Annotated in this window: 14 protein-coding genes; 8 read left to right on the top strand and 6 right to left on the bottom strand. The window is 56.0% G+C overall.

The genetic code is table 11. The features are described 5' to 3' along the window. The first annotated feature begins 137 nt into the window (after positions 1-137). The gene (gene kbl, locus ACTJJA_RS18135; RefSeq protein WP_416719797.1) at positions 138-1,334 is read left to right on the top strand and encodes a glycine C-acetyltransferase; all 1,197 of its coding nucleotides are present in this window, start codon (positions 138-140) and stop codon (positions 1,332-1,334) included. Positions 1,335-1,343: 9 nt separating this feature from the next. Beyond that, positions 1,344-2,372 carry an L-threonine 3-dehydrogenase gene (gene tdh / locus ACTJJA_RS18140; RefSeq protein ID WP_042717745.1) on the top strand — a complete coding sequence of 343 codons (1,029 nt, stop codon included), beginning with the start codon at positions 1,344-1,346 and terminating at the stop codon, positions 2,370-2,372. 27 nt (positions 2,373-2,399) lie between these two features. Here the strand turns inward: tdh and ACTJJA_RS18145 are convergent, their stop codons facing one another. The 5 genes from ACTJJA_RS18145 to gpmM are packed head-to-tail and all read right to left on the bottom strand — an operon-like array spanning position 2,400 to position 8,336. Beyond that, positions 2,400-3,314: a hypothetical protein gene (locus ACTJJA_RS18145; RefSeq protein ID WP_440668869.1), complete on the bottom strand. Its 915-nt coding sequence runs from the start codon at positions 3,312-3,314 to the stop codon at positions 2,400-2,402. A 15-nt stretch (positions 3,315-3,329) separates the two neighbouring features. Further along, positions 3,330-4,535, bottom strand: a complete 1,206-nt coding sequence (locus ACTJJA_RS18150; protein WP_440668870.1) for a glycosyltransferase — start codon at positions 4,533-4,535, stop codon at positions 3,330-3,332. Positions 4,536-4,544: 9 nt separating this feature from the next. Beyond that, a complete protein-coding gene (locus ACTJJA_RS18155; protein WP_089598268.1) occupies positions 4,545-5,495 on the bottom strand; it encodes a divergent polysaccharide deacetylase family protein in 951 nt (316 codons plus the stop codon). A gap of 3 nt (positions 5,496-5,498) precedes the next feature. Then, entirely contained in the window at positions 5,499-6,758 is a 1,260-nt protein-coding gene (envC, locus tag ACTJJA_RS18160) for a murein hydrolase activator EnvC (protein ID WP_029484911.1), read from the bottom strand. Between the two features lie 33 nt (positions 6,759-6,791). Next, the gene (gene gpmM / locus ACTJJA_RS18165) at positions 6,792-8,336 is read right to left on the bottom strand and encodes a 2,3-bisphosphoglycerate-independent phosphoglycerate mutase (protein ID WP_421511341.1); all 1,545 of its coding nucleotides are present in this window, start codon (positions 8,334-8,336) and stop codon (positions 6,792-6,794) included. A 247-nt stretch (positions 8,337-8,583) separates the two neighbouring features. Between gpmM and ACTJJA_RS18170 the strand changes: the two genes are divergently transcribed. The 5 genes from ACTJJA_RS18170 to cysE all read left to right on the top strand — a co-directional run bounded on the left by ACTJJA_RS18170 (position 8,584) and on the right by cysE (position 11,693). Beyond that, positions 8,584-9,015 (top strand): rhodanese-like domain-containing protein, encoded by a 432-nt coding sequence (locus tag ACTJJA_RS18170; RefSeq protein ID WP_010426372.1) that lies wholly within the window; start codon positions 8,584-8,586, stop codon positions 9,013-9,015. A gap of 11 nt (positions 9,016-9,026) precedes the next feature. Next, entirely contained in the window at positions 9,027-9,278 is a 252-nt protein-coding gene (gene grxC / locus ACTJJA_RS18175; RefSeq protein ID WP_010426371.1) for a glutaredoxin 3, read from the top strand. A gap of 32 nt (positions 9,279-9,310) precedes the next feature. Beyond that, the gene (secB, locus tag ACTJJA_RS18180) at positions 9,311-9,778 is read left to right on the top strand and encodes a protein-export chaperone SecB (RefSeq protein ID WP_003860835.1); all 468 of its coding nucleotides are present in this window, start codon (positions 9,311-9,313) and stop codon (positions 9,776-9,778) included. After that, on the top strand, positions 9,778-10,797 hold the full coding sequence (gene gpsA / locus ACTJJA_RS18185; RefSeq protein ID WP_440668871.1) for an NAD(P)H-dependent glycerol-3-phosphate dehydrogenase: 1,020 nt from the start codon (positions 9,778-9,780) through the stop codon (positions 10,795-10,797). The genes secB and gpsA overlap by 1 nt, the downstream gene beginning before the upstream one ends. A gap of 74 nt (positions 10,798-10,871) precedes the next feature. Then, complete coding sequence (cysE, locus tag ACTJJA_RS18190) at positions 10,872-11,693, top strand: serine O-acetyltransferase (protein WP_010426365.1); 822 nt, start codon at positions 10,872-10,874, stop codon at positions 11,691-11,693. 55 nt (positions 11,694-11,748) lie between these two features. Here the strand turns inward: cysE and ppiC are convergent, their stop codons facing one another. Then, positions 11,749-12,030, bottom strand: coding sequence for a peptidylprolyl isomerase PpiC (ppiC, locus tag ACTJJA_RS18195; protein ID WP_006812396.1), 282 nt, complete (start codon positions 12,028-12,030; stop codon positions 11,749-11,751). An 85-nt stretch (positions 12,031-12,115) separates the two neighbouring features. On the opposite strand from ppiC, the gene rep reads away from it, so the two are divergent. Continuing rightward, positions 12,116-14,140 (top strand): DNA helicase Rep, encoded by a 2,025-nt coding sequence (rep, locus tag ACTJJA_RS18200; protein WP_126545694.1) that lies wholly within the window; start codon positions 12,116-12,118, stop codon positions 14,138-14,140. The last annotated feature ends 11 nt before the right edge of the window (positions 14,141-14,151 follow it).

Raw genomic sequence — 14,151 nt, forward strand, 5'->3', positions numbered from 1 at the left:
CTTCAGCCATTCACCGATATGCAGCAGGGTTACACGTGATTTATGCTGCAAAAACGAGAAGAGATACTGCGTCATCTCGTCATGAACTATAGGTTTGGGTAATATGTGCCGAAATTTGCCGAGTCTGGAGAATTGCAATGCGTGGTGATTTTTACAAACAGTTAAACAGCGACCTCGACACCGCACGTGCGGAAGGGTTGTTCAAGGAAGAGCGTATTATCACGTCTGCTCAGCAGGCGGACATCACCGTTGCCGACGGCAGCCATGTGATCAACTTTTGTGCGAACAACTACCTGGGTCTTGCGAATCACCCTGAGCTGATTGCCGCTGCAAAAAACGGCATGGACACCCACGGTTTCGGCATGGCCTCCGTACGCTTTATCTGCGGTACGCAGGACAGCCACAAGCAGCTTGAGCAAAAGCTGGCGAGCTTCCTCGGAATGGAAGACGCGATTCTGTACTCCTCCTGCTTCGACGCCAACGGCGGTCTGTTTGAGACCCTGCTTGGCGCAGAAGATGCGATTATCTCCGACGCCCTGAACCACGCCTCCATCATCGACGGCGTACGCCTGTGTAAAGCGAAGCGTTTCCGCTACGCCAACAACGACATGGTTGAGCTGGAAGCGCGTCTGAAAGAGGCCCGTGAAGCGGGTGCTCGCCACGTGCTGATCGCCACCGACGGCGTGTTCTCCATGGACGGCGTGATCGCTAACCTGAAGGGCGTGTGCGACCTGGCAGACAAGTACGACGCGCTGGTGATGGTCGATGACTCTCACGCGGTCGGCTTTGTCGGCGAAAACGGCCGTGGTTCCCACGAATACTGCGACGTGATGGGCCGCGTGGACATCATCACCGGTACGCTGGGCAAAGCGCTCGGCGGCGCATCTGGCGGCTACACCGCCGCGCGCAAAGAGGTGGTGGAGTGGCTGCGCCAGCGCTCTCGCCCGTATCTGTTCTCCAACTCCCTGGCACCGGCGATTGTTTCTGCCTCCATCAAAGTGCTGGAGATGGTGGAGTCCGGCGCTGAGCTGCGCGACCGCCTGTGGTCCAACGCCCGTCTGTTCCGTGAAAAAATGAGCGCCGCAGGGTTTACCCTGGCCGGTGCTGACCACGCGATCATTCCGGTCATGCTGGGCGATGCGGTCGTTGCGCAGACGTTTGCCCGCGAGCTGCAGAAAGAAGGGATTTACGTCACCGGGTTCTTCTTCCCGGTGGTGCCAAAAGGTCAGGCGCGTATCCGCACCCAGATGTCTGCGGCGCATTCGCCTGAACAAATTGAGCGTGCGGTGGAAGCCTTTACCCGCATCGGCAAACAGCTGGGCGTAATTGCCTGAGGACGTGTGATGAAAGCGTTATCCAAACTGAAAGCGGAAGAAGGGATTTGGATGACCGACGTGCCGGAGCCGGAAGTCGGTCATAACGATCTGCTGATCAAAATTCGTAAAACAGCCATCTGCGGCACTGACGTTCACATCTACAACTGGGACCAATGGTCGCAGAAAACCATTCCGGTACCAATGGTTGTCGGTCACGAATACGTCGGCGAAGTGGTCGGTATCGGCCAGGAAGTGAAAGGCTTCAAAATTGGCGATCGCGTTTCTGGCGAAGGCCACATTACCTGCGGCCACTGCCGCAACTGCCGTGGCGGACGTACGCACCTGTGCCGCAACACCGTCGGCGTGGGCGTAAACCGTCCGGGCTGCTTCGCGGAATACCTGGTGATCCCGGCGTTTAACGCGTTCAAAATTCCGGACAACATCTCTGACGATCTGGCCTCTATCTTCGACCCGTTCGGCAACGCGGTACACACGGCGCTCTCCTTCGACCTGGTGGGTGAAGACGTGCTGGTCTCCGGCGCAGGCCCCATCGGCATTATGGCGGCAGCCGTAGCGAAGCACGTAGGGGCGCGCAACGTGGTGATCACCGACGTGAACGAATACCGTCTGTCGCTGGCGCGTAAGATGGGCGTTACCCGCGCGGTGGATGTCTCGAAAGAGAGCCTGACCGACGTGATGGAAGAGTTGGGCATGACCGAAGGCTTTGATGTGGGTCTGGAGATGTCCGGCGCGCCACCGGCGTTCCGCACTATGCTCGACACCATGAACCACGGTGGCCGTATCGCGATGCTGGGTATTCCGCCGTCAGATATGTCCATCGACTGGAACAAAGTCATCTTCAAGGGGCTGTTCATCAAGGGTATCTATGGCCGCGAGATGTTCGAGACCTGGTACAAGATGGCGGCGCTGATCCAGTCCGGTCTGGATCTGTCCCCGATTATTACTCACCGTTTCTCCATCGATGAGTTCCAGCAGGGCTTTGACGCGATGCGTTCCGGCCAGTCAGGGAAAGTGATCCTGAGCTGGGATAAGTAATCAAAAAGGGGCCTCAGGCCCCTTTTTTTATTGGTTCTTTTTCTCTTCGTCCGTCAGGTAGCGCACCTTGCGGGTGTAGTCCTGACCTTTGAACAGCAGTTTGTTATCCGGCGATTCAAGATACTTCTGCCATTCGGAGAGAGGGAAACCGCCGTGCGCGCCAATCACCTCTTTCGGTACAACGGCTTCCTGACCACCGATCTTCTTGGAGACCGGCCAGTTCATCCAGTCGCCCAGGTTAACCGTTTTTAAATCCAGCATGTCCAGCAGCGCGGCGAGCGGCAGCTGATCGGTCGGCGGCTGCGTGTCGTCCATCAGCTCCCAGGTATCCTGGAACAGCGTCAGCCACAGCGGGCAGATGCGGCGCCAGGTTTTTTTGGTTGCCGCAAGAAACGCGCCGTTAACGTGATCGACCAGATACGGACGCACCGTCTCCTTGTAATACGCCGGCACTTTCTCCGCTGGCGCGCCGTCCAGCTTGGCAATCATTTTGCCCTGACGGAAGCTGGAGTAGATGTGCATGTCGGCCATGTTGATCTCGGGCATCTTGAGCAGGTTGAGATCGGAGTCGATCATCAATACGCCTTCACCGCGCGCCTGCAGCGGGGCGTTAAGCTTCACCAGACGGCTGAGGTAGATCTGCTTATAGCGGTAACCTTCTTCACGAACCGGAAGATTCAGCGTCACTACGCGGGTTTTCGGCGGCAGGACCCCAAAGGCGGATTCAGGCTGATCGCTGACGATGACGATCTCGCTGACGGCAGTGGCGTAACGTTCTGCAAACGTCGCTGACAATAACGCTTCTTCGACGAAATCTGCGCCCGTACACGGGATCACGATGGAATCTACCGCCACGAGATCGCGCGTGACCGGAAGGGAATCGTACGGAATGTTATGTCGCCCGGTGATGTGGCGGTAGCGAGCATTCAGGAATTTAAACATGTTCTTCTCGTTTGGTTAGTGCGCGCCAAGAACGGCTTCGACACCGCTGACATAGTTTTCGATAGCGTAGGTATGGCAGACGTTCTGGTATGCAGCCGCAGCCAGTCGAGCCCGCAGGTCTGCATTCGCCCAGATATTATTCAGATGCTGAGCAAGCTGTGAAACATCGCTCCAGGGGAAGAGCAGCCCCGTTGACTCATGATCAATCAATTCAGCCGTACCCGTCACCTGAGAGCCAATAACAGGGATTTTAAGCAGCATCGCTTCCAGCACTACGCGAGGCAGCCCTTCGCTTTTTGAGGCGAGTATAAACGCGTCAAACGTGGCAAGGTAGTCAAAAGGCGTATTCTGGAAGCCCGTGAAAATCACGTTGTTCTCAATGCCCAATTCTTTGGCTTGCGCGGTTAATGCGGCACGCTCCGCACCTTCACCCACCAGCACCATCTTCCATTTTGCGTCGGGTTCCCTGCGGCTGAACTGTGCCAGCGCCGCCAGCGTGTGGTGGTTGGCTTTGCGAGGAATTAACGATCCAATGCTGCCAAAGACAAACGTATCGTCATCAATGTTCAGGCGATGACGCATGGCGCGTCGATCCGGTAAAGGCTGGTGGATGTCGATGGCATTGTTGACCGTTGTGCACAGCTCAGGCCGGACGCCATGCTGAAGTAACACGCGCTCAACGCCGTGCGAGACGGCGATGATTTTTGTGACATGGGCATTCACCAGCTTTACCAGCGGCGGCGTCAGCACCGGTTCAATGCGGCAGTGCTGGATGATCCGCGCACGCAGTTTAGCTCCCGCCAGGTAACCCTCTTCGTTAGAACCTGGCTGGTTGTTCATGTACAGCGTATCGAAACCGCCTTCCCTGAAAATCGTCTCGATTTTGCTGACGTTGGGGCGAATACGCCAGAGCGTATCGATATGGCGCGTGACGGCCTTGCGGCCGCTGCGCGAGAAGAAAAGCAGGCTGCGACCCAGTTCTTTTGCAATCTTCGCCCACGCGGGCTGCTTATGCTGAGGGATGACAATTAACGGGATGCCAATGCCATTCAACACCTGACCGATGGTTTGCCCTTCGGCCCGGCTGTAGTCGGAGTAAAAACAACAGGTGATATCAAACTTCTCGCGATTAATGCGCTTCAGAAGTTCGAGCATGCTGTTGGTGCCTCCTCCCCATTCTTTACCGGTATCGAGGAGCAGGATTTTGTGTCGTTGCGGCATCTTTCTACCTTAGTCACCTGTCGCGGGGAAGGGCTTTTTACCCCAACCTTGCCACTGATGCTGGAAATATTGCACCAGCGTACTCTGGCTCACGCTTTCGCTAATTACTGTGAAGAAGCGGGTTGCATGCACCGGTTCAAGCGGCCGTTTTGGCTTGCAGTTTTTTACGCCGCTGAACGGATTACGCGGCTGCGTTGCTGGCGGCTGTGCGCTGCCAGGACGAGACGTATCCACCTGCGGTTCATTGAGCAGATCGCTCGGTCGCACCAGCGTGATATCAGCAGGTAAGGTCGGCAGCATCTGTTGTAGCACGCGCACCGTTGAAGGATGCGGATGACCGATGGCAATGGCTGAGCCGTTGCGGCGGGCTAGCTGTACAGCACGATTAAACTGCACCCGAATATCCGCTTCATTTTGCGTGTCATCCAGGAACACCTTGCGCTTGATTACCTTCACGCCGGTTCCCTGAGAGGCTCGCAGCGCCTGGCTGTTGCCGATGGTCATGCTGTCGAGGAAATAGAGGTTGTAGCGTTCCAGCGACTGCATCACTTTCAGCATTCCGTACAGGCTGGACGTCATCGCGCTGCCCATGTGGTTATTCAGGCCGACGGCATACGGGACTTTATTGTAGGCGTCGCGGATGATGCGGTCGATCTCATCGCTGCTCATGTCCGGACGAAGCGTGTCTTTTTCCAGCGGCTGTTTGCTAAGCGGTGCCATTGGCAGGTGGATCAGGACCTGATGACCGCTGTTATGGGCCTTGGTCGCCATTTCCCGCGCGTGAGGCGCATTGGGGAGGACCGCAACGGAGATCGCTGACGGCATCGCCAGTACCTGATTTTCATAGTGCGGACGATAACCGAAGTCATCAATGACAATAGCGAGTTTGCCTGCGTATACCGGTGCAGCCAGCGCCAGTGCGCTGGCGACGGAGAGAATCATTCGACGAAATTGAAGCAAAACTTATCTTCCCAACCACGGCTGTGGATTGACCGCCTGACCCTGGCGACGAATTTCGAAATAGAGTGACGGGCGGCCCTGACCGCCACTGCTGCCCACAAGGGCGATGGGTTGACCTGCGCGCACCTGAGTGCCGACGCTGACCAGCGCGCTCTGGTTGTAGCCGTAAAGGCTCATGTCGCCTTTACCGTGTTCGACCACCACGACCAGCCCGTAACCCTGCAGCCAGTCGGCCAGGATCACGCGGCCATCGGCGATGGCTTTCACTTCGCTGCCTTCAGATGCACCGATAACGATCCCTTTCCAACGTAGTTCACCCTGCAGCTGTTCGCCATAGCGATGCAGAATGGAACCGCGAACCGGCCAGTAAGCCTGGCCGCGAGGCGAGCCTAAACCGCCGGTGCGCGACATCAGAGAACGTTCGCTTTCGCTTGGTTTGTAGGTTGTACCTTTACGGGACGCTTCCTGCTGCTTGTTGCGAACGGCCTGCGCCTCGCGCGCCTCTTTTTCCGCGCGCGCTTTCGCTGCGGCTTCTGCTCGCGCAATGCTGTTACGCAGTTTCGATTCGTTAGCGCGCATTTCGCTCAGCTGGCTCTGACCTTCCTGAATGGAAGACTCAAGGCCGGACAGGGTTTTCTTACGCTCGTTGCGCGCCTGCTCCAGCTTCGCCTGCTGGGCCTGCTGATCGTAGAGCAACGTCTGCTGCTGGGTCTGCTTCTCTTCCAGCTCGGCTTTCTGAGTGGTGACCTCTTCGCGCGTCTGCTTCAACTGCGCGATCGTCTCCTGACGCGCCTGGTTCAGGTAGCCAAAATAGGCCTGCAGACGCTGGCCGCGCTGGCTCTCTTCCCCGCTGAGGATCAGCTGGAGGCCGGTGTGTTCACCCTGACGAAACGCGGCATCAAGCTGTGCGGCAAGATTGCGCTCCTGGGCATCACGCTGGCGTTCCAGTTTGGCTATCGATGCGTTCATCTCATCGATCTGTTTGTTCAACTGGGCGAGGGTGTTTTGCGTTTCGCGGAGTTTGCGTGCGGCGGCGGAGATCGCCTCTTCCTGCTGCTTAAGCTGGGCTAGAAGCGAGGAACGCTGTTGCTGTTGCTGGCGTACCGCACGCTCTTTGGCGGCGATATCGGCCTGAATGGATTTCAGCTGGTCGCGGTCATCCGCGTGGGCAGATGCGGCGCACAGCAATACGCCAGCGCTGAGTGCGCTGGCGTAAAACAGAGGTCTGACTGATAACCTAAGCGGCTTCACGACCCATGTGATTGAAAAAATCGCCTTTCCCCTCATGGGGAGCGATTATTCCACGATGAACAGCGGCTTACCAGTCATCTCTTCAGGGATCGGCATGCCCATCAGCGTCAACATGGTTGGTGCGATGTCGGAAAGCTTACCGCCTTCCACTGCTTTCAGTGATTTATCACCCACATAAATCAGCGGAACAGGCAGGTTAGTGTGCGCGGTATGTGCCTGGCCGGTCGCCGGGTCGCGCATTTGCTCTGCGTTACCGTGGTCAGCGGTGATCAGCAGCTGGCCACCCACAGATTCAACGGCTTTTGCTACCTGCTCAACACAGTTGTCCAGCGCTTCAACTGCTTTAACCGCTGCTTCCATCACGCCGGTGTGGCCCACCATGTCACCATTCGGGTAGTTACAGATGATGGTGTCGTACTTACCGCTCTTGATGGCCGCAACCAGTTTTTCAGTCAATTCTGCAGAGCTCATCTCTGGCTGCAGATCGTAGGTAGCGACTTTCGGCGAGTTGATCAGAATGCGATCTTCACCTTTGAACGGCTCTTCAACGCCGCCGTTGAAGAAGAAGGTCACGTGCGCGTATTTTTCAGTTTCAGAGATACGCAGCTGCGTTTTGTCGTTCTTCGCCATCCACTCGCCGAAGGTGTTTGCCAGAGATGCTGGCGGATACGCGCAAGGCGCTTTGATGTCTGCGGCGTATTCAGTCAGCTGGATGAAGTCCAGTTTCACCACTTTCTTGCGGGCGAAACCGTCGAAGTCGCTGTTGACGAACGCACGGGTGATTTCACGCGCGCGGTCAGCACGGAAGTTCATGAAGATCAGCGCGTCGCCATCTTCCATGGCGGCATCAGCCTGGCCTTCAGCACGAATGACGGATGCTTTCACGAATTCGTCGTTTTCATCGCGTGCGTAAGCGGCTTCCAGTGCTTCAACGGCGGTCGCGAACTGGAATTCACCTTTTGCCAGGGTCATCAGGTCATAGGCCTGTTCAACGCGATCCCAGCGGTTGTCGCGGTCCATCGCGTAGTAACGACCAATGATGGACGCCACGCGGCCTTTGCCCAGCGCGGCGAATTTCTCTTCGAAGGCTTGCAGAGAGCCTTTTGCGCTGCGTGGCGGCGTATCGCGGCCGTCCAGGAAAGCGTGCAGATAGATTTTTTCCGCACCGCGCTCGGCGGCCAGTTCAACCATCGCCATGATGTGATCTTCGTGGCTGTGCACGCCGCCTGCAGAGAGCAGGCCCATAATGTGCACGGCTTTACCTGCGGCAACGGCTTTATCTACCGCACCTGCGAGCGTTGGGTTGGAGAAGAAGGTGCGTTCTTTGATTTCAACGTCCAGACGCGTCAGGTCCTGATACACGATACGACCCGCGCCCAGGTTAACGTGACCGACTTCGGAGTTGCCCATCTGGCGGTCCGGCAGGCCCACTTCCAGGCCAGACGCGTCAATCAGGGTATGAGGGCGTTTCGCCCACAGTGCATCCATAACTGGCGTTTTGGCGTTGAAAATAGCGTTATCCTGGCTGTCTTCACGGTAGCCATAGCCATCCAGAATCACCAGTACCATAGGTTTTTTAGAAACCGACATTGCGACAACCTCATGCTCAAGAGACGAAAAATTTGCGTAATTTTACTACAGCTGAATCGATCAAATAGCCGCAGAAGATCAAAGAATGCGTAGGGGCAAGGCACTTCCCAGGACATTTTGAGGCTTTTTTTTCGTGGCATGCCGCAGAAAATCGATTAGCTTATTGTCGCTGGCTGTATTTGCCACAACGCACAGGTATACTCCTGTCCTGGTTTTTTTAATCACTTAGTCGGGAGTTGTTACCCCCATGCAAGAAATTATGCAATTCGTTAGCCGCCACCCGGTTCTGAGCATCGCGTGGATTGGCCTGCTTGTCGCTGTGCTGTTCACCACCTTTAAGGGACTGACGTCTAAAATTAAGGTGATCACCCGCGGTGAAGCGACACGTCTGATCAACAAAGAAGACGCTGTCGTCGTCGATTTGCGTCAGCGCGACGATTTCCGCAAAGGTCACATTGCAGGCTCTATTAACCTGCTGCCCGCTGAAATCAAAGCGAACAACATTGGTGAGCTGGAAAAACATAAAGCCCAGCCGATCATCGTTGTTGACGGCACCGGCATGCAGGCGCAGGAATCTGCCAACGCACTGCATAAAGCAGGCTTCGAAAACGTAACGGTACTGAAAGAAGGTATTTCCGGCTGGAGCGGGGAAAATCTTCCTTTAGTTCGCGGTAAATAAGGAGTTCAGTGATGGCCAATATTGAGATCTACACCAAAGCAACTTGCCCGTTCTGCCACCGTGCGAAAGCACTGCTGAACAGCAAAGGCGTAACGTTCCAGGAACTGCCAATCGATGGTGACGCGATTAAACGCGAAGAGATGATCCAACGCAGTGGTCGCACGACGGTTCCGCAGATTTTCATTGATGCGCAGCACATTGGTGGCTGTGATGACTTGTATGCGCTCGACGCCCGTGGTGGACTCGATCCGCTGCTGAGCTAAGAGACTTTAGGACAATTAAAAAGGGTTTTTCCATGTCAGAACAAAACAACACTGAAATGACTTTCCAGATCCAGCGCATCTACACCAAAGATGTCTCTTTCGAAGCGCCAAATGCGCCACACGTTTTCCAGAAAGATTGGCAGCCAGAGGTTAAACTTGATCTTGATACCGCATCCACCCAACTGGCGGATGATGTGTATGAAGTTGTACTGCGTGTGACCGTAACCGCATCTCTGGGCGAAGAAACGGCGTTCCTGTGTGAAGTACAGCAGGGCGGCATCTTCTCCATTGGCGGTATCGAAGGCAACCAGATGGCACATTGCCTGGGTGCATACTGCCCGAACATCCTGTTCCCGTATGCTCGCGAATGCATCACCAGCCTGGTCTCTCGCGGTACATTCCCGCAACTGAACCTTGCGCCAGTTAACTTTGATGCGCTGTTCATGAACTATCTGCAGCAGCAGGCTGGCGAAGGTGCCGAACAACATCAGGATGCCTGATGAGCACTGTTAATGCGTCAATGATTGTGATCGGTGCCGGCTCTTACGGCACCGCTCTTGCCATCACGCTGGCAAGAAATGGTCACGACGTGGTCCTGTGGGGCCACGATCCCAAACATATCGCGACGTTGCAACGTGACCGCTGCAACGTGGCGTTTCTCCCGGACGTTCCGTTCCCTGAATCCCTGCACCTGGAAAGCGACCTCGCGACCGCGCTGGCGGCCAGCCGCAACATTCTGATTGTGGTGCCGAGCCATGTGTTTGGCGAAGTACTGCGTCAGATCAAGCCGCTGATGCGCCCGGATGCACGCATTGTCTGGGCGACAAAAGGGCTGGAAGCGGAAACCGGACGCCTGCTGCAGGACGTAGCCCGCGAAGCGCTGGGCGATGATATCCCGCTTGCGGTGATTTCCGGGCCGACGTTTGCCAAAGAGCTTGCTGCTGGCCTGCCGACAGCGATTTCACTGGCATCCACTGACCAGGCCTTCTCTGACGATCTCCAGCAGCTGCTGCACTGCGGCAAGAGCTTCCGTGTCTACAGTAACCCCGATTTCATCGGTGTACAGCTGGGCGGCGCGGTGAAGAACGTGATTGCCATCGGTGCCGGGATGTCCGACGGTATCGGTTTTGGTGCGAACGCACGTACTGCGCTGATCACCCGAGGTCTGACCGAGATGTCGCGCCTGGGCGCAGCGCTGGGTGCCGATCCCGCCACCTTTATGGGCATGGCGGGCCTGGGTGACCTGGTGTTGACCTGTACCGATAACCAGTCTCGTAACCGTCGCTTCGGCATGATGCTCGGTCAGGGCAGCGATGTAAAAAGTGCACAGGAGAAGATTGGTCAGGTGGTTGAAGGCTACCGCAATACCAAGGAAGTCCGAGAGTTGGCGCACCGTTTCGGTGTCGAAATGCCAATAACCGAGGAAATTTATCAGGTATTGTATTGCGGAAAAAATGCGCGCGAGGCAGCATTGACCTTATTAGGTCGTGCGCGCAAGGACGAGCGCAGCAGTAACTAGTCGGAACCGTTGTCACCTGAATGACCCAGCCAGCGCAGAACTGGCTGGTCATTAACTATCGTCTGGAGTAAGCAATGCCGTGTGAAGAACTGGATATCGTCTGGAACAATATTAAAGCCGAAGCCCGGGCTTTGGCCGACTGCGAGCCTATGCTGGCCAGTTTCTACCACGCGACGCTACTCAAGCACGAAGACCTCGGCAGCGCCCTGAGCTATATGCTCGCCAATAAACTGGCTTCCTCCATCATGCCTGCTATCGCTATTCGTGAAGTGGTGGAAGAGGCCTATGCCGCTGACCCGGAGATGATCGCCTCTGCTGCCTGTGATATCCAGGCTGTGCGCACGCGTGACCCGGCGGTCGATAAATATTCCACGCCGCTGCTGTATCTGAAGGGCTTCCACGCGCTTCAGGCTTATCGCATCGGCCACTGGTTATGGAATGAAGGCCGCCGCGCGCTGGCTATCTTCCTGCAAAATCAGGTTTCTGTGACCTTCCAGGTGGACATTCACCCTGCGGCGAAAATTGGTCGTGGCATCATGCTCGACCACGCCACTGGCATTGTTGTCGGCGAAACGGCGGTGATTGAAGATGATGTCTCTATCCTGCAGTCGGTTACCCTGGGCGGTACCGGTAAAACCAGCGGCGATCGCCATCCGAAGATCCGTGAAGGGGTGATGATTGGCGCGGGAGCGAAGATCCTCGGTAATATCGAAGTGGGACGTGGGGCCAAAATAGGGGCGGGCTCAGTTGTGCTGCAGCCTGTACCGCCGCACACTACCGCTGCTGGCGTACCGGCGCGCATTGTCGGTAAACCGGATAGCGATAAACCGTCGATGGATATGGATCAGCACTTCAACGGTATTCATCATACGTTCGAGTATGGCGACGGCATTTAGCCTGTCGGCAGCCATTGACAAAAAAGCCCGGTGCATTGACTCACCGGGCTTTTTGTTAGTTGCGGTATAACACTTTGATAATGTGGTATCCGAACTGCGTGTGCAGGGGACCGGTTGGCTCCAGTACCGGGCAAGAGAAGACCACTTTATCGAATGCCGGAACCATCTGGCCCTGGCGGAATTCACCCAGGTCACCGCCACGTTTACCTGACGGACAGATAGAGTGCTTCTTCGCCAGCTTGCCGAAGTCGGCGCCGTTTTTAATCTGTTCCAGAAGATCCTGTGCCAGTTTCTCTTCTTTAACAAGGATATGCAGTGCTGCTGCTGTTTTTGCCATGATCGTGCCTTGAGTCGACTAGTTTACGCTCGGTATACTACCACGCGTTTTTCCTCCTCTCCCGACTTTCATTGAGTGATCTTTTATGCGTTTAAACCCCGGACAACAACAAGCCGTCGAATTCGTCACCGGACCCTGCCTGGTGCTGGCGGGTGCAGGATCGGGCAAAACGCGAGTCATCACCAATAAGATCGCCCACCTGATCCGTGGATGTGGGTATCAGGCGCGGCACATCGCTGCCGTAACGTTTACCAACAAAGCGGCGCGCGAGATGAAAGAGCGTGTGGGGCAGACGCTGGGCCGTAAAGAGGCGCGCGGGCTGATGATCTCCACCTTCCACACGCTGGGGCTGGATATTATTAAACGCGAATACGCGGCGCTGGGAATGAAGTCCAACTTCTCGCTTTTCGATGATACTGACCAGGTGGCGCTGCTTAAAGAGCTGACGGAAGGGCTGATTGAAGATGACAAAGTCCTGCTGCAACAGCTGATCTCGACGATCTCCAACTGGAAAAACGATCTGATGACGCCAGCCCAGGCGGCAGCCAGCGCGAAAGGGGAACGGGATCGTATCTTCGCTCACTGCTATGGTCTGTACGACGCGCACATGAAAGCGTGTAACGTGCTGGATTTCGACGACCTGATCCTGCTGCCGACGTTGCTGTTGCAGCGTAATGAAGAGGTGCGCGAGCGCTGGCAGAACAAGATCCGCTACCTGCTGGTGGATGAATATCAGGACACCAACACCAGTCAGTACGAGCTGGTGAAATTGCTGGTAGGGCAACGCGCGCGTTTCACCGTGGTAGGTGACGACGACCAGTCGATCTACTCCTGGCGCGGCGCGCGTCCGCAAAACCTGGTGCTGCTGAGCAAAGATTTCCCGGCGTTGCAGGTGATTAAGCTGGAGCAGAACTACCGTTCGTCCGGTCGCATCCTGAAAGCGGCGAATATCCTGATCGCCAATAACCCACACGTGTTTGAGAAGCGTCTGTTCTCCGAGTTGGGCTACGGTACAGAGCTGAAAGTGCTCAGCGCCAACAATGAAGAACACGAAGCCGAACGCGTCACCGGTGAGCTGATTGCCCATCACTTCGTTAATAAAACGGAGTACAAGGATTACGCGATCCTCTATCGCGGTAATCACCAGTCGCGCGTCTTTGAAAAGATGCTGATGCAGAACCGTATTCCTTACAAAATTTCGGGTGGAACCTCATTCTTCTCGCGCCCGGAAATCAAAGATCTGCTGGCCTATCTGCGCGTGCTGACCAACCCGGATGATGACAGTGCCTTCCTGCGCATTGTGAATACGCCGAAACGCGAGATCGGCCCGGCAACGCTGCAAAAGCTGGGCGAGTGGGCGATGACCCGCAATAAAAGCCTGTTTACCGCCAGCTTTGATATGGGGCTAAGCCAGACGCTGACGGGACGCGGATATGACAACTTAACCCGATTCACCCACTGGCTTGGTGAAGTACAGCGGCTGGCAGAGCGTGAGCCCGTGGCTGCCGTGCGCGACCTGATCCACGGTATCGACTACGAATCCTGGCTGTACGAAACCTCTGCCAGCCCGAAAGCGGCCGAGATGCGGATGAAAAACGTCAATCAGCTCTTTAGCTGGATGACCGAAATGCTGGAAGGCTCGGAAATTGACGAACCGATGACGCTGACCCAGGTAGTCACCCGCTTTACGCTGCGCGATATGATGGAGCGCGGTGAGAGTGAGGAAGAGGCCGACCAGGTGCAGTTGATGACCCTGCATGCGTCCAAAGGACTGGAATTCCCGTATGTCTATCTGGTCGGTATGGAAGAGGGCTTACTGCCGCACCAGAGCAGCATTGATGAAGATAACGTCGATGAAGAGCGTCGACTGGCCTACGTGGGGATCACCCGCGCGCAGAAAGAGCTGATTTTTACCCTGTGTAAAGAGCGCAGACAGTACGGTGAACTGGTGCGCCCTGAGCCGAGCCGTTTCCTCCTGGAGCTACCTCAGGACGACCTCATCTGGGAGCAGGAACGCAAAGTCATTACCGCGGAAGAGCGCATGCACAAGGGACAGGCTAACGTGGCGAATATTCGCGCCATGCTGGCAAAAGCCAAAGAGAAAGGATAATGGTGAGTAGG

The organism is Enterobacter sp. 22452 (assembly GCF_052045065.1).
GTDB lineage: Bacteria > Pseudomonadota > Gammaproteobacteria > Enterobacterales > Enterobacteriaceae > Enterobacter > Enterobacter mori.

Bases quoted from the DNA above. Each gene is read 5' to 3' on its own strand.
- tdh (WP_042717745.1), top strand. From the start codon at position 1,344: ATGAAAGCGTTATCCAAACTGAAAGCGGAAGAAGGGATTTGGATGACC.
- secB (WP_003860835.1), top strand. From the start codon at position 9,311: ATGTCAGAACAAAACAACACTGAAATGACTTTCCAGATCCAGCGCATC.
- gpsA (WP_440668871.1), top strand. From the start codon at position 9,778: ATGAGCACTGTTAATGCGTCAATGATTGTGATCGGTGCCGGCTCTTAC.
- kbl (WP_416719797.1), top strand. From the start codon at position 138: ATGCGTGGTGATTTTTACAAACAGTTAAACAGCGACCTCGACACCGCA.
- gpmM (WP_421511341.1), bottom strand. From the start codon at position 8,336: ATGTCGGTTTCTAAAAAACCTATGGTACTGGTGATTCTGGATGGCTAT.
- cysE (WP_010426365.1), top strand. From the start codon at position 10,872: ATGCCGTGTGAAGAACTGGATATCGTCTGGAACAATATTAAAGCCGAA.
- ACTJJA_RS18150 (WP_440668870.1), bottom strand. From the start codon at position 4,535: ATGCCGCAACGACACAAAATCCTGCTCCTCGATACCGGTAAAGAATGG.
- ACTJJA_RS18145 (WP_440668869.1), bottom strand. From the start codon at position 3,314: ATGTTTAAATTCCTGAATGCTCGCTACCGCCACATCACCGGGCGACAT.
- grxC (WP_010426371.1), top strand. From the start codon at position 9,027: ATGGCCAATATTGAGATCTACACCAAAGCAACTTGCCCGTTCTGCCAC.
- rep (WP_126545694.1), top strand. From the start codon at position 12,116: ATGCGTTTAAACCCCGGACAACAACAAGCCGTCGAATTCGTCACCGGA.
- ACTJJA_RS18170 (WP_010426372.1), top strand. From the start codon at position 8,584: ATGCAAGAAATTATGCAATTCGTTAGCCGCCACCCGGTTCTGAGCATC.
- ppiC (WP_006812396.1), bottom strand. From the start codon at position 12,030: ATGGCAAAAACAGCAGCAGCACTGCATATCCTTGTTAAAGAAGAGAAA.